The sequence below is a fragment of the Flavobacterium dankookense genome (assembly GCF_004362665.1).
In the GTDB taxonomy this organism is placed as follows: domain Bacteria; phylum Bacteroidota; class Bacteroidia; order Flavobacteriales; family Flavobacteriaceae; genus Flavobacterium; species Flavobacterium dankookense.
The window spans coordinates 219,515-237,414 of record NZ_SNXR01000013.1 but is presented as its reverse complement, the minus strand read 5'-3'; the positions used below and the strand labels follow the sequence as shown (position 1 = coordinate 237,414).

22 protein-coding genes are annotated in these 17,900 nt (G+C 32.9%); 9 read left to right on the top strand and 13 right to left on the bottom strand.

Translation table 11 applies throughout. The features are described 5' to 3' along the window. Window positions 1-136 precede the first annotated feature (136 nt). Window positions 137-595, top strand: a complete 459-nt coding sequence (locus BC748_RS07680; RefSeq protein ID WP_133532896.1) for an Lrp/AsnC family transcriptional regulator — start codon at window positions 137-139, stop codon at window positions 593-595. Between the two features lie 95 nt (window positions 596-690). Continuing rightward, a complete protein-coding gene (gene lpdA / locus BC748_RS07675; protein WP_133532895.1) occupies window positions 691-2,094 on the top strand; it encodes a dihydrolipoyl dehydrogenase in 1,404 nt (467 codons plus the stop codon). A gap of 1 nt (window position 2,095) precedes the next feature. On the opposite strand, the gene BC748_RS07670 is transcribed toward lpdA, so the two are convergent. After that, window positions 2,096-2,446, bottom strand: a complete 351-nt coding sequence (locus tag BC748_RS07670; protein WP_133532894.1) for a DUF1801 domain-containing protein — start codon at window positions 2,444-2,446, stop codon at window positions 2,096-2,098. An 84-nt stretch (window positions 2,447-2,530) separates the two neighbouring features. Between BC748_RS07670 and BC748_RS07665 the strand changes: the two genes are divergently transcribed. From BC748_RS07665 to creD, 7 genes are read left to right on the top strand one after another with little or no spacing between them, the layout of a single operon-like run. Continuing rightward, on the top strand, window positions 2,531-3,154 hold the full coding sequence (locus tag BC748_RS07665) for a hypothetical protein (RefSeq protein WP_133532893.1): 624 nt from the start codon (window positions 2,531-2,533) through the stop codon (window positions 3,152-3,154). Between the two features lie 4 nt (window positions 3,155-3,158). After that, the gene (locus tag BC748_RS07660) at window positions 3,159-3,821 is read left to right on the top strand and encodes a YiiX family permuted papain-like enzyme (RefSeq protein ID WP_133532892.1); all 663 of its coding nucleotides are present in this window, start codon (window positions 3,159-3,161) and stop codon (window positions 3,819-3,821) included. 3 nt (window positions 3,822-3,824) lie between these two features. Beyond that, window positions 3,825-4,121, top strand: coding sequence for a winged helix-turn-helix domain-containing protein (locus tag BC748_RS07655; protein WP_133532891.1), 297 nt, complete (start codon window positions 3,825-3,827; stop codon window positions 4,119-4,121). A 53-nt stretch (window positions 4,122-4,174) separates the two neighbouring features. Next, window positions 4,175-4,630, top strand: a complete 456-nt coding sequence (locus BC748_RS07650) for a hypothetical protein (protein ID WP_133532890.1) — start codon at window positions 4,175-4,177, stop codon at window positions 4,628-4,630. Window position 4,631: 1 nt separating this feature from the next. Beyond that, the gene (locus BC748_RS07645) at window positions 4,632-5,282 is read left to right on the top strand and encodes a DUF1361 domain-containing protein (protein ID WP_133532889.1); all 651 of its coding nucleotides are present in this window, start codon (window positions 4,632-4,634) and stop codon (window positions 5,280-5,282) included. A gap of 7 nt (window positions 5,283-5,289) precedes the next feature. After that, a complete protein-coding gene (locus tag BC748_RS07640) occupies window positions 5,290-5,601 on the top strand; it encodes a hypothetical protein (protein WP_133532888.1) in 312 nt (103 codons plus the stop codon). A 21-nt stretch (window positions 5,602-5,622) separates the two neighbouring features. Next, window positions 5,623-6,978 (top strand): cell envelope integrity protein CreD, encoded by a 1,356-nt coding sequence (creD, locus tag BC748_RS07635; protein WP_133532887.1) that lies wholly within the window; start codon window positions 5,623-5,625, stop codon window positions 6,976-6,978. Window positions 6,979-7,089: 111 nt separating this feature from the next. On the opposite strand, the gene BC748_RS07630 is transcribed toward creD, so the two are convergent. The 12 genes from BC748_RS07630 to BC748_RS07575 form a co-directional block, all read right to left on the bottom strand. Then, the gene (locus BC748_RS07630; protein WP_133533067.1) at window positions 7,090-8,124 is read right to left on the bottom strand and encodes an o-succinylbenzoate synthase; all 1,035 of its coding nucleotides are present in this window, start codon (window positions 8,122-8,124) and stop codon (window positions 7,090-7,092) included. Window positions 8,125-8,131: 7 nt separating this feature from the next. Continuing rightward, entirely contained in the window at window positions 8,132-9,328 is a 1,197-nt protein-coding gene (locus BC748_RS07625) for a tetratricopeptide repeat protein (protein ID WP_133532886.1), read from the bottom strand. A 78-nt stretch (window positions 9,329-9,406) separates the two neighbouring features. Further along, window positions 9,407-10,084, bottom strand: a complete 678-nt coding sequence (locus tag BC748_RS07620) for a metal-dependent hydrolase (RefSeq protein ID WP_133532885.1) — start codon at window positions 10,082-10,084, stop codon at window positions 9,407-9,409. A 10-nt stretch (window positions 10,085-10,094) separates the two neighbouring features. Further along, complete coding sequence (locus tag BC748_RS07615) at window positions 10,095-10,583, bottom strand: hypothetical protein (protein ID WP_133532884.1); 489 nt, start codon at window positions 10,581-10,583, stop codon at window positions 10,095-10,097. A gap of 24 nt (window positions 10,584-10,607) precedes the next feature. Then, on the bottom strand, window positions 10,608-11,531 hold the full coding sequence (gene menA, locus BC748_RS07610; protein WP_133532883.1) for a 1,4-dihydroxy-2-naphthoate octaprenyltransferase: 924 nt from the start codon (window positions 11,529-11,531) through the stop codon (window positions 10,608-10,610). Window positions 11,532-11,573: 42 nt separating this feature from the next. Then, window positions 11,574-13,067 carry a PH domain-containing protein gene (locus BC748_RS07605; RefSeq protein ID WP_133532882.1) on the bottom strand — a complete coding sequence of 498 codons (1,494 nt, stop codon included), beginning with the start codon at window positions 13,065-13,067 and terminating at the stop codon, window positions 11,574-11,576. Continuing rightward, window positions 13,067-13,582, bottom strand: coding sequence for a PH domain-containing protein (locus BC748_RS07600; RefSeq protein ID WP_133532881.1), 516 nt, complete (start codon window positions 13,580-13,582; stop codon window positions 13,067-13,069). Before BC748_RS07600 ends, BC748_RS07605 begins: the two co-directional genes overlap by 1 nt. Window positions 13,583-13,679: 97 nt before the next feature. Further along, window positions 13,680-14,519 carry a 1,4-dihydroxy-2-naphthoyl-CoA synthase gene (locus BC748_RS07595; protein WP_133532880.1) on the bottom strand — a complete coding sequence of 280 codons (840 nt, stop codon included), beginning with the start codon at window positions 14,517-14,519 and terminating at the stop codon, window positions 13,680-13,682. A 27-nt stretch (window positions 14,520-14,546) separates the two neighbouring features. Beyond that, a complete protein-coding gene (locus BC748_RS07590) occupies window positions 14,547-15,995 on the bottom strand; it encodes an APC family permease (protein ID WP_133532879.1) in 1,449 nt (482 codons plus the stop codon). Between the two features lie 51 nt (window positions 15,996-16,046). Further along, complete coding sequence (locus tag BC748_RS07585; RefSeq protein WP_133532878.1) at window positions 16,047-16,349, bottom strand: antibiotic biosynthesis monooxygenase family protein; 303 nt, start codon at window positions 16,347-16,349, stop codon at window positions 16,047-16,049. A gap of 123 nt (window positions 16,350-16,472) precedes the next feature. Then, a complete protein-coding gene (mazG, locus tag BC748_RS07580; protein WP_133532877.1) occupies window positions 16,473-17,246 on the bottom strand; it encodes a nucleoside triphosphate pyrophosphohydrolase in 774 nt (257 codons plus the stop codon). 133 nt (window positions 17,247-17,379) lie between these two features. Then, window positions 17,380-17,859 carry a DUF5606 family protein gene (locus BC748_RS07575; RefSeq protein ID WP_133532876.1) on the bottom strand — a complete coding sequence of 160 codons (480 nt, stop codon included), beginning with the start codon at window positions 17,857-17,859 and terminating at the stop codon, window positions 17,380-17,382. Window positions 17,860-17,900 lie beyond the last annotated feature (41 nt).

Below are 17,900 nucleotides of genomic sequence, written 5' to 3'. Positions count from 1 at the left end.
CCAAAATTCAATATAATTAGATTTAAAGTCAATACATTAAAAATTATTTAGATTTAAAAACTAAAAAAAATACATTTTAAAGAAAATAAAACTAAATTTGAATACAGATTTTATTCTTAATAGATTTTAAAACAATATTGAAATGGACGCTATCGACAAAAAACTACTGGAATTACTCCAAAACGACACCAAAAAAACCACCGCAGCATTAGCCGTAAAACTAAATTTATCAGTAACAGCGGTTTATGAACGGATAAAAAAATTGGAGCGTGAAGGTATCATCGACAAATACGTTGCGCTTCTAAATCGGAATAAAATCAATAAAGGTTTTGTTGTTTTTTGTCATTTGAAATTATTACAACACACCAAAGAATTCATCAATCAATTTGAGAAAGAAGTTGTCAAGCTAGATGAAGTTTTAGAATGTTTTCACGTCAGCGGTGATTATGATTACATCTTAAAAATTTGCGTAAAAGACATGGAAGAATACCGCGAATTTATGGTTACAAAATTAACTACTCTAAACCATATTGGAAGCACACATAGCACATTCATGATTGGCGAAGTGAAAAATACAACGGTTTTTACGGTTTAGTTTTTTTACACCACATTTTATTAAATTGAATTGAATTTTTGATATTAAAATTGAAATTGAATTCGTAATTTTGCATCACTAAAAACAAAAAAACTATGAGTTCATTTGACGTAGTCATTATAGGTTCTGGTCCAGGCGGATATGTTTCGGCAATTCGTTGTGCACAATTAGGTTTCAAAACCGCAATTATAGAAAAATATACAACACTTGGTGGAACTTGCTTGAACGTAGGTTGTATTCCATCAAAAGCTCTTTTAGCATCATCACACCATTACGAAGAATTACAACATTTTGCCGATCACGGAATTGAAGTTTCGGGAGAAGTGAAAGTAAATCTTGAAAAAATGATTGCTCGCAAACAAGCTGTAGTTGATCAAACATCTGGCGGTGTAAAGTTTTTAATGGATAAAAATAAAATCACTGTTTACGAAGGATTAGGTTCATTTGAAGATGCTACTCATGTAAAAGTTTCAAAAGCTGACGGTTCATCGGAAGTTATTGAAGCTAAAAATATTATAATTGCAACAGGTTCCAAACCATCAAATCTTCCTTTTATTAAAATTGATAAAGAAAGAATTATCACTTCTACCGAAGCATTAAAATTACCAGAAGTTCCAAAACATTTAGTAATTATTGGTGGTGGTGTTATCGGAATTGAATTAGGACAAGTGTATTTAAGATTAGGCGCACAAGTTTCTGTTGTTGAATTCATGGACCGAATTATTCCTGGAATGGATGCCGCTTTGTCCAAAGAATTAACCAAAGTGTTGAAAAAACAAGGAATGAAATTCTACACTTCGCATAAAGTACAATCAGTTGAAAGAAAAGGTGATGTAGTAACGGTTCAAGCCGAAAATGCAAAAGGAGAAACTATTACCTTAGACGGCGATTATTCTTTGGTTTCTGTTGGTCGTCGTCCTTATACCGATGGATTGAACGCAGACAAAGCTGGAGTAAAAATTACCGAAAGAGGAATGGTTGAAGTAAACGATCATTTACAAACCAATGTTGCTAACATTTACGCAATTGGTGATGTAGTTCGTGGCGCCATGTTGGCTCACAAAGCTGAAGAAGAAGGTACAATGGTTGCAGAAATTTTAGCAGGTCAAAAACCACATATTGATTATAATTTAATTCCTGGAGTAGTTTATACTTGGCCAGAAGTTGCGGCTGTTGGAAAAACAGAAGAGCAATTAAAAGAAGCTGGAATTGCGTATAAAGCAGGAAGTTTTCCTTTCAAAGCATTAGGAAGAGCTCGTGCTGGTGGCGATACTGATGGATTTGTAAAAATCTTAGCGGATGCAAAAACCGATGAAGTTCTTGGTGTTCACATGATTGGTGCTCGATGTGCCGATTTAATTGCGGAAGCCGTAACTGCCATGGAATTTAGAGCTTCAGCCGAAGATATTTCTAGAATGTCTCATGCGCATCCAACATTTGCAGAAGCTATTAAAGAAGCAGCATTAGCAGCTACAGATAATAGAGCATTGCATGTTTAATTTAATAAAAAAGTAACGCTTCTTTCAAAACAGAAATTAATATTTCATTATCAATTTCCTCCAAATTTGAATAGCGTAATGATTTAACGATACTTCTACCATTATCAGCAACCAAGTGTTGCTGATTTTTTTTTAATTCAAATCCTTTCATAAATGCTACATCCACAAATTGCTTTTTGTGACTAGCATTTAAATAACAAAACGGCTTTTTATCTAGGTAGAAAAAAGGAATTTTCCACTTGTATTCCAAAGTTGCTTCGGGAACAACTTGCTCCACTACTGCTACAACATGAAATAAAATGTCTCGGTATTTTTCTGGTTGGTTCAGTATATAAAGGTCTTGTGGCTTCACGATGATTTTTTTTCAAAAATAATCGAAAAAATATTTGGTCAAAGGAAAAATTATTATTTACTTTGTTTTTCAAAGTACTTTAAAATGGAAAACGAAAAATACCTTAAAGACATTCAAGACATCAAACAAATGATGTCGCAATCTTCTCGCTTCATTTCATTAAGTGGATTATCGGGAATATTGGCTGGGATTTATTCCTTAATTGGCGCATGGTTAGCTTATAAGACCATTTACTTTGACACTTCAACTATGGGTTCATACAGAACGTTAATCATATCCTACGAAGCAGTGGTAAAATTATTCATCATTGCAGCTTCGGTAATTGTTTTATCAATTGTAACTGGATTGATTTTGAGTTTGAAGAAAGCAAAAAAAGCAAATGAAAGTTTGTGGAACCCAACATCAAAACGATTATTAATCAATTTTTTAATTCCATTATTGACTGGAGGATTTTTCATCATTTTCCTAATTGAAAAAGAAATTTTAAGTCTCGTTGCTCCGTTAATGCTGATTTTTTATGGAATGGCTTGTCTTAATGCGAGTAAATATACTCTTGGCGATGTTCGATATTTAGGCATAACATTAATCATTTTAGGATTATTATCAACCTGGTTTTTAGGTTATGGATTATTGTTTTGGGCATTAGGTTTTGGCGTTTGTCACGTTGTTTATGGTGCGTTGATGTATTTTAAATATGATAGAAATTGATTTTATGAAAAAGAAAATTTTACTCATCGTCACATTATTGATTGCTTTTTTTGTTTTTGCAAAAGTCAATTCAAATCAAGTTGAAAAAGCTTTTTCTACAATTAATAAAAAAATCGAACAATCTGTTCAAGATGGCGATATCATTTTTCAGACTTCCCAATCAAAACAATGTGAAGCAGTTCGAATTGCAACTAATTCCAAGTTTTCTCATTGCGGAATTATTTATGTTATAAATGGTGAGAAATATGTATTTGAAGCCGTTCAACCCGTTAAAACTACTCTTTTGAGCGAATGGATTAAACATGGTGAAGGCAATAAATATTTAGTTAAGCGACTGAAAAATAGTTCTGAAATTTTAACTCCTGAAGTTATTTCTAAAATGAAAAACTACGGAAAACAGTTTGACAAAAAAGATTATGATTTATATTTCGAATGGACAGACGATAAAATCTATTGCTCCGAATTGGTATGGAAAATTTATAAAAACAGCGTTGGAATAGAACTTTGTCCACTAGAAAAACTGAAAAGCTTTAATTTAGCAGACGAAAAAGTAAAGAAAATTTTAAAAGAACGTTATGGAAATAAAATTCCATTAGAAGAAAAGGTTGTTGCACCATCACAATTGGTAAATTCCACTTTCTTAGAAACTATTATTGACACTTATTAAAAATTGAAAAACATCATCCAAAATATCAACAAAGCTTTTGATCATCGCATACGCCTTGGCATTATGTCGGTATTGATGGTGAATGAAAGTGCCGATTTCAATATGCTGAAAGAATTACTTGGCGTAACCGATGGCAATCTTGCCAGTCATACCAAAGCATTGGAAACCGAAAATTATATTATGATCGAAAAACAGTTTATCGGCAAAAAACCGAATACACGCTACATCGCCACAAACGAAGGAAAAAAAGCGTTCAAAGAACATATTGAAGCGCTTGAAAAATTATTATCAAAAAACTAACGCTATTTTTTTATTCATTTACTTTGAAATTCAAAGTGCTTTTAAATTTAATTATGAGAGATTTAATCATCGAAAAAATGTATGAATGGAGTAAAAAACCTTATCAAAAGTTCTTCAAAAAGAACGAACCTTGGAACATTACTCCAAAAGAATTGATTTTGCTTCCCAACGACAGTTTGGGCTTTCACATGGGTTGCTTTTTATTGAAATACAACTTTGAAATGCAACCCAAATTGGAAGATCACGATGTCATTCATGTGTTAACCAACACTGGAGTTTCGGTTATTGAAGAAATTGGAATGCAATATTATTTGCTAGGCAACGGCAAAAAAAGCGCTTATCTATTTATGGTGATTTTCGTTGGAACGCTTTTCTACCCTAACCGACTGAAAACGTTTTACAACTATTACAAACGCGGTCAAAATGCGCATCAGTTTTACCATTTGGCTTTTGACAAAATGCTTTACAAATCGCTGAGAGAAATTCAATTCATCTTTAATATTCGATAACATGAACTTTGCCTTAAAACTGTATCATCAAGACAAAAAAGTAAATCAAACGCTTTTTCTGTACATCATTTATTGTCTTTCATTGCTTTTGATAAGAGCCAAAATTACCCAATCTGTCTATTTGTTTTTCCTGATTTGGAATCTGTTTCTTGCTTTTGTTCCCTATGTTATGAGTTCTTATTTTCAATCATTGGATGCAAAAAACAATTCCAAATTAAAACGCTATGCTTTATTGATAATTTGGCTTTTGTTTATCCCAAATTCATTTTACATCATTACCGATTTGGTGCATTTGGACAATTCGGATGGATTTATTTTTTGGTTGGATTTAATCATTATCAGTTCGTATGCTTTGATTGGTTTTGGATTGGGATTGTTATCGCTTACTCATTTTGAAAAAACACTCCAAACGATTATTTCAAAAAAATATGCTTCTATAACACTTTTTTGTATTTCGTTTTTATGCGGTTTCGGAATTTATGTTGGACGAATTCTTCGCTACAACAGTTGGGATATCATTAGCAATCCGTTCGATTTAATCGTTGACCTTTTTACTGCGGCAACTTCTAAAACGTCGTTATTCTTCTCTATTCAGTTTGGAATTTTCATCTATTTCGCCTTTTTGATTAAAAAAAATATCACTTCTAAATAATTCACTCATGGAAACATTTTCACACGAAAATCAAAAATCTGCCGGATTTTCAACCTATTTAGCGATTAGTTCTTTTGGCATTGGAACGCTTTTATTCTTATTGCATTTTGCTCTTCCCGAATATGGATTGCTCTATTTCATTGGGTATTTCTATTTGATTTTAGCTTTTTTCATCAATCTGCTGGTATTTCTGAATTTACTCTTTCTGTTTTTTATCAAACCTAATGAGCGCGAAGATTTAACCATCAAAATGCTGATTATGTTGGCTAATATTCCAATCGCACTTTTATATCTCTACATCGTATTTAACAAATTTTAATCAATTATAAAACTCAACATCATGGAAAATCAAGAAATTCAAAACCAAGAACCAAAAACATTCTTTCAATCGACCACTGCCAAAATGATTATGGTAGGTTTTTTAACCCTAGTATTGCTCATTCCGCTATTTTTTGTGCAAGATTTAATAACAGAACGTTCGCAACGAAAAAACGAAGTCACACGAGAAGTTTCTAATCTTTGGGGAAGCGATATTCAATTTTATGGTCCGATTTTAAAAATTCCTTATACTTCATATGACAATTACAATGTTACCGATACCAAAACCGGCGCAACAACCATTCAGAAGAAAGCAACGACCAATTATGCCTACTTTTTTCCAAATGAACTGACCAATTCGTCCAAAGTGATGAAGAGTGAGTCGCTGAAACGAGGTATTTTTAACCCAATTGTCTTTACGGCAAATATGAATTTTAAAGGGAATTTCACGTCGCCCGATTTTGCAAAGTTGAATATTGCTCCCGAAAATATACTTTGGGATAAAGCCTCAATTATCGTAAAAACAACCAATTTAAAAAGTATCAAAAGTGAATTGAAAGTAGAACTAAACAATCAAAAACTTTCGTTCGAACCTCAAAACAACGACAAAACCGACTATAGTTTGCTTTCGACATCGGTTTTTGATTATAAAAATTTGGCAAACAATGACAAAATCAACTTTAATTTCAACATTGTTTACAACGGAAGCAACAGCTTGAAATTTGTCCCAATTGGGAAAGTAACAAACGTTTCTATCGATTCTGATTGGCAATCGCCAAGTTTTGAAGGAACTTTTGCCTCAAATGATACTACAAAAAGTATTTCTGCAACAGGTTTTTACGCCGATTGGAAAGTTTTAGACATCAACAGAACGTTTTCGCAGCAATACAGCAACGTTTTACCTGATTTGGATGATTATCTCTTTGGCGTAAAATTAATTGAAACAGTGGACGAATATCAGCAAAATGAACGCGTTTCTAAGTATGGTTTCCTTGTTATTGGTTTAACGTTCTTGATTTTCTTCTTAATTCAGTCGATTAGCAAAATCAATATCCACATTTTTCAGTATTCCATGATTGGAATTGCATTGATTATGTTTTACACGCTCTTGATTTCAATTACCGAACACAGTAGTTTCAGTTTGGCATATGGAATTTCGGGAATTGCAGTTGTAGCTTTGATATCGCTGTATTCGGTTTCCATTCTAAAAAATAAAAAATTCCCGATGTTTATTGCCACATCGCTTTCGGTTTTATACGCATTTATTTTTGTGATTATCCAAATGGAAGATTATGCTTTGCTTGCTGGAAGTATTGGTTTGTTCTTCATTTTGGCAGCTGTGATGTATTTTTCAAGAAAAATCGATTGGAGTAAATAGTTTTTACACAAAGTTTCGCAAAGTTCTCACAGAGTTACACAAAAAAACTCTGTGAAGCTTTGTGAAAAAACTTTGTGAAACTCTGTGATACAAAAAACGTGTTACAAAAAATCACAAATCAACTTTCCAACCTAATTCTGGTTTGTACCAAAGTTGACCTTTTTCTACCACAAGCGGACAATCAAAATTATTGGTATATAGACTTCCCGTTCCTAAACCTTGAGGCATTTTATTATTTAACGTAAAAGTAAATTGTGCAATCGCATTCAAACCGATGTTGCTTTCCAAAGCTGAAGTAATCCACCAACCGATATTGTATTTTTCTGCCAACGAAATCCATTCTAAAGTTCCTCGAAATCCACCTATAAAACTTGGCTTTAAAATGATGTATTGTGGCATTATTTTTTGTAACAAATTTTCTTTTTCAGATGCCGAAAACACGCCAATTAGTTCTTCGTCTAAAGCTATAGGTAAATTCGTATTTTTACACAATACTGACATCGTGTCAGTATGATTTTTTTGTATTGGTTGCTCAATACTATGCAATTTAAAACCAGTTAATTGATTTATTTTATTTAAAGCTTCATTTTCATTAAAAGCACCATTAGCATCAACACGGATTTCTATCGTATTTTCATCAAAATTTTGACGAATAAAGCGCAATAACTCCAATTCTTTGTCAAATTCTATCGCTCCGATTTTCATTTTTATACAGCCAAAACCTTGAGCAATCTTCTCCTCTATTTGCTGCTTCATGAAGGCTTCATTTCCCATCCAAACCAATCCATTTATAACAATAGATTTTCCTCCAGAAACAAATTCGGAAGAAAATAATTGAAACGGATTTTTACTTCGTAAAGACAAAAAAGCCATCTCAACTCCAAACTGAATGGATGGAAACTCAATCAATTCTTGCCATAATTTTTCCTCTCCAAGATGAATATTTTCGCATGTCCATTGTAGTTTTTCTTCATAATCTGGTCGATCATCAGCCGAAAGTCCGCGGAGAATTCCACATTCACCTATTCCTTTTTTACCGTTTTCTTCCAAAATAACAAACCAAGTTTCTTTTTCCGTCATGACTCCTCGAGACGTTCCTGATGCTTGCTTAAATTGAAGGATATGCTTTTTATACGTTGCTTTTATCATTTTTTTATTCTAAAATTCGGAAAATCTTTTTGAAATCATCTGTTGGCAAACCGTTTTTCTTGAAGTTTTCAAAATCTTCTTTTGTGGCTTGTGTCCAACTTTTACTGGAACTTACATTGTTTGAACGGTATTTTTTATGAATATCTTTAGCATCGCTTATTCGATTAGAAAACAAATAAACGTGCGCCAAACGCAATTGATGTTCGATATTTGTAGCATTCATTGAAATCGCTTTCTTAATTGCCACTTCCGCTTTTATGTATTGCTTTGTCATCAAATAAAAATCGCCTTGTAAACCATAATCCAAATCGGTTGCTCTGCCTTTTTGAATGATATCGTTTTCAATAAGCGACATTCCTTTTTCATATTCTTTAGCCGATAAAAATCGTTTTGCTTCAGCGCGAATTCCATCCAAATAACCGTTCATCAAACCTGATTTCTTTAAGCTTTCATCCATTACATCATTGAACGCTTTTGCTCTTTCTGCAGGAATTATTTCTTTAAAATCATTGAAATTATATTTTGAAGTAAAAGTTTCAATAAAATATCCTAATAATATATCTTTCTGATTTATAGATTTAAAAAAATCATTGTTTTCAATTTCTAAAAGCAATTCTTTTTTCGCTGCATTTGTCCAGCCATTCTTGAATTTATAATCTACCCAAGGCACGACTTCAAAAACTATTTTTTGCTTCATAATCCAATTATCACTTTCAAAAACAAACCATAGATTTTGATTGCCGTTTAAACATTTCGATTTCTCCGAAAGCAATTTTGCTTCTTTGTTTATAGGTTCGTTTTGAATCACACAAGCATTTTTCAGCACAGTTGATTTCTCATACTCCAATGCGTCTTTTTCGTTGCTAAAAACAGCGTATTTGCATTTATCATCTCCTGAAATTGTCGAAGCTAAAAAAACTGCTCCAGCCGAACCTTGGCTAATTCCCGTTGGATCTGGAATTGCTTTCAAAACTGAAACCAAACTCGAAGAAATCTTTTGGTTATCATCTAGAATCGAAATTCGATACACAACTTCCGTTGTTCCAAGTGGAAAATCGGCGGTTTTAATCATTTTCTTTTTTCCAGCACCAAGCGTAATCGTTTCGTTTGTAGTTCGAACATTATCCCAATATCCATCTTTAGATTGTGCTAAAACGAAAGAAGAAAACAGCGCAAACAATACATTTAATCTTTTGTTCATATTATGATTTTTATTTTCACTTAAAACAATAAGAGTGCCAAAAATTTGACACTCTTTATCATCTATTATTTATTTGATTTACAAATCAATACTTTGCCCTATTTCAAGTAACATTAAATCCTTTCCAGCATCGAAAAATTTCTTTTTTGCGTCATTGTGATCAACCATAATAAATCCAAAAGTATCAAAATGACAACCCAAAATCTTATCGCATTCTACAAAATCGGAAGCTAAAATTGCGTCTTCCACATCCATTGTAAAGCAATTTCCAATTGGAAAAACAGCCAAATCTAGTTTGGTTCGCATTGGAATTAACTTCATATCCATAGTTAACGCTGTATCTCCCGAAATGTAAATATTTTTATGTTCGCCTTCAATTACAAAACCACCAGGATTTCCACCATATGTTCCATCTGGAAAAGCGCTAGAATGAACCGCAGCAACATATTTCACTTTTCCAAAATCAAACTGCCAGCTTCCTCCGTGATTCATCGGATGATATTGAAAACCTTTATTCCCAAAATAGGTCGCAATTTCCCAGTTCGAAACAATAACTGCATTTGTATTTTTTGCAATCGCTTCAACATCCAAAATATGATCAAAATGCGCATGTGTAATCAGAATATAATCTGCTTTTAATGAATTGATATCGATATGCGCCGCTTTTTCATTGCCTGAAATAAACGGATCGATGATGATGTTTTTTCCGCTTACTTCAATTCCGATGCAAGCATGACCGTAAAATGTAATTTTCATAACTTATTTTTTATTTTTCTATTTCAAATACTTCTTTAAAAATATTTTCAAGCTTTCTTTTTTTTAGCCACATATAAAAACAGCTAAAAAACACAAAACAAATCATTATTGAGTTTGCAATCACAAAATCTTTATAACTAGCCGATTTCACCTGAAAACAAAGGATTAAATTAAACAACGGAATTACAGCTAACGGCATAAATTTAAACCAATGATAAACAAATCCTAACGGTAATAATTCATAATTCACTTCTGTTTGATTGTTGCTTTTTAACTTATAATCACCGCTAATTCTGTACATATTTGGAAAATATTCAAAAGTTTCAGTAATTTCAAACTTATTCTTTCCATTCATTCCAAAAAATTTTTTTTCAGTTTTTGTAAATATAAAAAACACAATATTCAATGAATATCTTTTAGTATGCAAAGTTCCACGCTCTACATTTACCTTCAAAAACTCATTAAACTTCTTACTATCAACTTCAAAAGTACTTTTCAATCTTTTATGTTTTAAATAAAATTTTTAAACATAATTCACAACCACATCTGATATGAAGAATATCAAACACAAGGCTAAAAGTACCGCCAATAAAAACGTACTTATTGCTAATTTTTTCAATTCTGGATCTAAAAGTCGAGGCGTTTTATTTTTATAAACTGTTATCAAATGACTAATCATTGGAAAATAAGCCACGACAAAAATGTATTGATCAAAATGAAAGTCATTTAAGAACGCAAAAATCAGCACCAAAATCATAGCCGAAATCACCAAAAAGAAGTGGTATTTCTTTGCCCAAGTTCCACCGTTTTTAACTACGATCGTATTTTTTCCCGCTTTTCTATCGCTTTCTTCGTCGCGCATGTTGTTTAAATTTAAAACTCCAACACTTAAAAATCCAATTGAAGTAGCTGGAAGTAACAACAATAAATCCAAGGTTTTAGAAAACATAAAATACACTCCAAATGTACTTACCATTCCGAAAAATACGAAAACAAATACATCGCCATAACCACGATAACCATAAGCACCTTTTCCGACGGTATATCGAATTGCAGAAGCAATAGCCAAAATTCCCAATACAAGAAAGATTAATGAAAACACCAAGTATTTCCCTTTGAATGCAAAATAAATCAACAGAACGGCAAATAATAGCGTAATTAAGGATGTAATTACTATTGCTCGTTTCATTTCTGTAGGCGAAATTACACCGCTTTGAATTGCCCGTTTTGGTCCAACTCTATCGTCGTTATCCGTTCCTTTTACTCCATCGCCGTAATCATTGGCAAAATTGGATAGAATTTGCAATCCTAAAGTCGTTAAAAGCGCAAAAATTACGATATTCCAATTGAAAATTCCTTGCGACATGGCATAAAAACTTCCCACAATAATTCCTGATACCGATAAAGGCAATGTTCTCACTCGCGCAGCTTCAACCCAATGTTTCATGATATAGACTTCTAGATTTTTAGACTTATTAGATTTTTAGATTTACATCCAATTACTCTCGTTTTTTTCAATTTGGTACAACCAATGATTGACATATTGATTGATTTTGTCAAATTTACCTAGTTGAAAACTAACATTTCCTCCTGCGGTATGTATCGTTAATGAACCAATATTTAAGCTTTTGTGCCAAAATAATTGTGATGTTGTTATGGCTTGTATTTTTTCAATTTTTATAACTTCATTATCAACATCCCAAGCGCCGCTTTGCATGATAATGTGCTTATTGTTGATGAATAAACTATTATTTTTAAATCCAAAAAACAATCCAATGAATATAAAAACAGCACAAACTATCGCAATATTTTTGTATTCAAAGAGGGAATTCACCAACCAATTTCCTATCGCTAAATAGGCAGATAAAGGTAATACAATTAATATAAAGATTGAAAAGAGAAGTTTACGAAAATTTGGTTTTAATTTTTCTCCTTTTTCTGGGATTTCATTAAAAATCAATTGCAGGATTTCGTCACGTTCTATCTCATTACAACCAGGAATTTCAATGGTTGATTTGTCTTTTTTGCTTTCATCATTAATCGTTTGCTTGATTTTTATTTCAAGGATTTTTAGCTTTTTCTGGAAAAAATTTCGTGTAATTTTCACAATTTGAACTTTTTCCGGCTTTAAAATCGTGCTTTGTGTTGCAATTAAACCATAAGACATAACTAACGAACCTTTTTGCTTTGCTATTTTAAAACCATAATATTTTACCAAAGTTCTAACGATATTGATGATGAAAATCAGGGTAAACAATAGTACTATTGCCAGTAAAACCGAATAAACTTCTGTATTGCTTTGAATAAAATCCTTCACTTTGCTTCCATCGACATATTCTTCGGCACCAGCTTGGTTGAGATTTTCATAAATGGTGAAGAAAAAAGTCAACAACAAACCGATACTTTTGGCATAATTGGACGTAATTCCAACTTTCAGTAAACTGATTAAGTCAATTTTTAAAAACGGTTTATTCTCCATTTCTTTTTCAACCTCAAACGAATCATCGACTATATCAACTCGTTCGTTATCCAAAAGCCTAGCTTTTAAAACCATGGCAACTTCTTTTGAAACGGCATTGATTACGGCTTCTTTTTCCTCACTTCCAGCCGAATCAATGTTAACTTGATACACATCAACAATCCTGTGAATAATGTTTTGCTTTAAATTTACCTGTTGGATTTTGTGTAATTGTATAACCGTTTTTGTTTTGTTCAAAATGCCGTGTTGCACAACGAATTCATTTTGCTTTTCATCAATATAAAAAGTAAAAGTTCGGTATTTCAGATAAGAATAAACGCCGAAACCCAGTAAAACCAATACAAAAATTCCAATTCCCCAAAAAATATCCGTTGCTTTTCCTTTCAGAAAGAAAATAATTAGCACAATCCACATCGCTTTTAAAAATTCGAAAAGCGAATTAGCAAACAAGACGAGTAAACCTGTTTTGGATTGTCTTTGTGGAGTTGAAAATTCAGATTTCATTATAGTTGCTTTTGAATTTTACCCATTAGCAATTGTTTGATATCTTCGGCTTGCTCTTTTTTAATTCCTGGAATTGATACATCACTAGAATCGCCACCAGCAGTGAAGATTTCTACTTTTGCCAAATCAAAATAACGCGAAATAAAACCTTCATGCAAAGCAACGTGTTGTACTCGATTGTAGGGAATAATCATTGTATTGGTAGCTAAAATTCCGCTTCTGTAAATTACATCGTGTTCTCTGAAAGCGAAACCTCTTTTTTGAAATGAAATTTTACTCAATAAAAATGTAAATCCCAAAAACAAAACATAAACCAATCCGAAAAGCCAAGACATGAAATGAATTTCTTCAACAAAATAAATAATTACAGCTGAAGCTATCCCAATGATTAGAAAAATTGCCGAAATATTTAATAAAATTACGTTCCAATATTTTGGTTGCAATGCATTCAATTTTACTTCTTCGTACCTTGGTAAAGCTGAAATATCGATTGGTTCGTTGGTGAAGTTCTGCATGGTTAATTTCTAATTTTATGAAAGTCTTGTTGATAAATCTATATGAGATTCCTCCTTCGTCGGAATGACAAACTGTGCGTAGAAACTGAATATTAAATTATGGCAACCACTTTTTATCGAAGTTTGGTTTTCTTTTTTCCAAAAACGCATCTCGACCTTCTTTAGCTTCGTCAGTCATGTAAGCTAAACGTGTTGCTTCGCCAGCAAAAACTTGTTGTCCAACCATTCCATCATCGGTTAAATTCATTGCGAATTTTAGCATTTTGATAGATGTTGGCGATTTTGCCAAAATCTCTTGTGCCCATTCATAAGCTGTATCTTCCAACTCAGCATGTGGAATTACGGCATTTACCATTCCCATTTCAAAAGCATCTTGAGCGGAATAATTACGTCCTAAAAAGAAAATTTCACGTGCTTTTTTCTGTCCGACCATTTTAGCTAAATATGCCGAACCATAACCGCCATCAAAACTCGTTACATCGGCATCGGTTTGCTTGAAAATTGCGTGTTCTTTACTTGCCAAAGTCAAATCGCACACCACATGAAGCGAATGTCCGCCACCAACAGCCCAACCAGGAACAACACAAATTACTGCTTTTGGCATAAAACGAATTAATCGCTGAACGTCCAAAATATTCAATCGATGGTAACCATCATCACCAACATAGCCTTGATGTCCACGCGCTTTTTGATCGCCACCAGAACAAAACGACCAAATTCCGTCTTTGGAACTTGGACCTTCGGCAGAAAGCAGAACTACTCCAATGGAAGTATCTTCCTGAGCATCGTGAAAAGCTTGCAGTAATTCGGCCGTAGTTTTTGGACGAAAAGCGTTGCGAACATCAGGACGATTGAAAGCAATTCGTGCTACGCCATTGCATTTTTTATAGGTTATATCTTCAAATTCTTTGGCAATTTGCCATTGTATTTTACTCATAAATAGCTATTTTTTTTTAATATAAAATTATTTTCTTTTGTCAATAAATAAATAATAAACTGGAATTCCCAAAGCTACAATTACTAATCCTAATCCCGTATTTACTGTATCATAAATCAATAGTGCAATACAAATCAATGCTGTCATAAAAATATATAATGCAGGAATGAATGGATAGCCAAAAGCTTTGTATGGTCGTTCAGCATTTGGTTCTTTTTTTCTAAGGATAAAAATACCATAAATAGTCAACATATAAAATAATAAAGAAGCAAAGGTTGCATAGGTCAATAAATCACCATATTTCCCTGAAATACAGAGCACGCATGCCCAAACACATTGAAACCAGAGCGCTTTTTCGGGAACATCGTGTTGGTTTAGTTCGGCTGCTTTTTTGAAAAACAATCCATCTTTTGCCATTGCATAGAAAATTCGTCCGCCTGCCAAAACCAATCCAGTATTACATCCGAAAGTAGAAACCATAATTAAAGCAGCCATTACAAAAACACCAATATTTCCAAGCATAACATTAGCAGCTGCAGCTCCAACTCTATCTTGAGCTGCAAACATAATCCCGTTTTCGGCAACAGACGAACCATCTGGAGTTCCAGACATTGGTAAAAGAGCCAAATAAGCAATATTTGCTAAAATATAAATAATGGTTACAATAGTTGTTCCTAAAAAAAGACTTCGCGGAATGTTCTTTTTGGGTTCTTTAATTTCTCCTGCAATAAACGTAACGTTGTTCCATGCATCACTAGAAAACAATGAATTAATAATTGTTGCTCCCATTACGCCAAGCAACGCTACGCCAGTTAATTGTGTTACCGATATTGAACCATCTGAATTTAAAACTGTTTTGGAAGCTTGCCACATATTGGTGAAATTATCAGCCAAAACATCGCTTTGTAAACCAACGTATAATCCAAAAAAAATCAAAGCAAAAAGCGCAAAAAGTTTAGCAAAAGTAAAAATCAGTTGCAGTGTTTTGCCACTTTTTACACCTTTAGAATTAATGTATGTTAGCAAAAGAATACTAACCATCGCTAAAACTTGTTTGTTGGTAAAAGAATAACTCTCGCCAAATTCTAAAATTTTATTTTCTAAGGCTGGAAAAAAAACGGCCGTATAATTAGCAAATGCCACTGCAACAGCAGCTATGACTCCAGTTTGAATTACAGTAAAAACCGTCCAACCATAAAGAAACGAAGCTAATTTTCCGTAAGCTCGTTGAATGTAAACAAATTGTCCGCCAGCCGTTGGCATCATTCCAGCTAATTCTCCATAACTCAATGCGGCTGACATGGTTAACAAACCTGTGATTAACCATAAAACGATTAACCAACCTGCGGAACCTACATCGCGCGCCATTTGGGAAGTAACAATAAAAATACCGGAACCTATCATGGAACCGGCAACAATACTTGTGGCGTCAATTAATCCTAGTGAACGTTTTAATTCATGCTTTGTTTCAGACATATTTTGGTATTTTGGTTGGTTAGCATCAAATGTAATAAAAATAATCAATACCTATTTTTCAAAATCATATTCGCGTTCTACTAATGCTATTCTTACTGAAAATTTTTTATACCATTGTTTTCTACCTAATTTTTGAGCAACTAAATGTTCTGTATTTTGTCGCCATTGCTGAATTGATGCTAAGTCTTTCCAATAGGAAACTGTAATTCCAATTTCTGAACGAGCAGAATCTATTCCTAAAAAACCTTCTTGTTGACTGGCTAATTCAACCATTTTCTCAGACATTTCAACATATCCATCTTTGTTTTCTTCTAAAGAAGAAGTAAAAATAACGGCATAGTAAGGTGTTTTCATAATTTGGTTTTGGTTTCAAGTTTCAAGTTTTGGTTTGTTGTTGCTCAGCGTGACAACTGATTACTTCTAATTATCATCACCAACTTGATTGGAAACTGAAGACTGATTACTGAAGACTGCAAATTATAATTTTTTCGCTTCTTCCCAAAAAATATCCATTTCTGCGAGTGTCATATCAGCAAGTGGCTTTCCCAACTCTGAAGCTTTGCTTTCTAAATATTGAAATCGTTTTATGAATTTTTTATTGGTTCGTTCCAAAGCATCTTCGGGATTGACGTTTAGAAAACGTGCATAATTTATCATGGAAAACAATACATCGCCAAATTCAGCTTCTATTGTATCTTGATTTCCTGCTTGGACTTCGACTTGTAATTCGTTTAACTCCTCTTGAACTTTATCCCAAACTTGATGTGGTTCTTCCCAATCAAATCCGACACCTTTTACTTTGTCTTGAATACGACTGGCTTTAACTAATGCGGGTAAACTTTTCGGAACACCTTCTAGCACTGATTTTTTACCTTCTTTAAGTTTTAGTTTTTCCCAATTTTGCTTCACTTCTTCTTCATCGGCAACGATAACATCACCATAAATATGTGGATGTCTGTCGATTAGTTTATCACAAATACTGTTGGCAACATCGGCTATATCAAAGGAGTTGGTTTCGCTTCCTATTTTGGCATAAAAAACAATGTGAAGCAGCAAATCACCTAATTCTTTTTTGATTTCAACCAAATCATTATCCAAAATTGCATCGCCTAACTCATAGGTTTCTTCAATGGTTAAATGGCGTAAACTTTCAAGTGTTTGCTTTTTATCCCAAGGACATTTTTCGCGCAAATCGTCCATGATATCTAGTAGTCTGTTGAAAGCATCAAGTTGTTGCTGGCGTGTGTTCATTTTTAGATTTTAGATATTTAGATGATAGACAAATAGATAATAGACTTTATTTTTTAAATAATAACTTCGTAAAATTAAAAAATCCTACCGTTGATTTCAACAATAGGATTTGTATTTATAAAGAAGTAATTAACTATTCTTCTTTTTTAGTTTTTTTTGTTGCTTTTTTAGCCTTTACTTCTTCAACCACTTGTTCTTTAATTACTTCAGCATTCTCTACTTTTGGCTCTTCTTTTGAAACTAAACCTTTAGCTTGCAAAATATTATACCAGTTTAAAAGTTTTTTAATATCAGAAGCATAAACTCTATCCTCATCATAATCTGGGAGAATTTCTTTGAAATAAGTTATTAATTTATCATTATCTTCTTTATGAGAAATGGCTGGACCTTCGTTTTCTTTTATAGCAATTGCTCTCATGATTTCAACCAATGGTTTTTCTTCACTGTAAGTGTACATTGAAATTTCGGAAAGTAAACTTACGTTACTTCTCATTCCTACTGTGATTTTTTTTCCGTCAAGTAGAGATTCCGCAACAAATCCAGAACGTGTTTGTAATTTTAATTCAAATAAACCTGGTTTTCCAGCAATAGCTAATATTTTTTCTACGTTCATCTTATTAATTTAATTTAGGGCACAAATATATTTAAATGTTT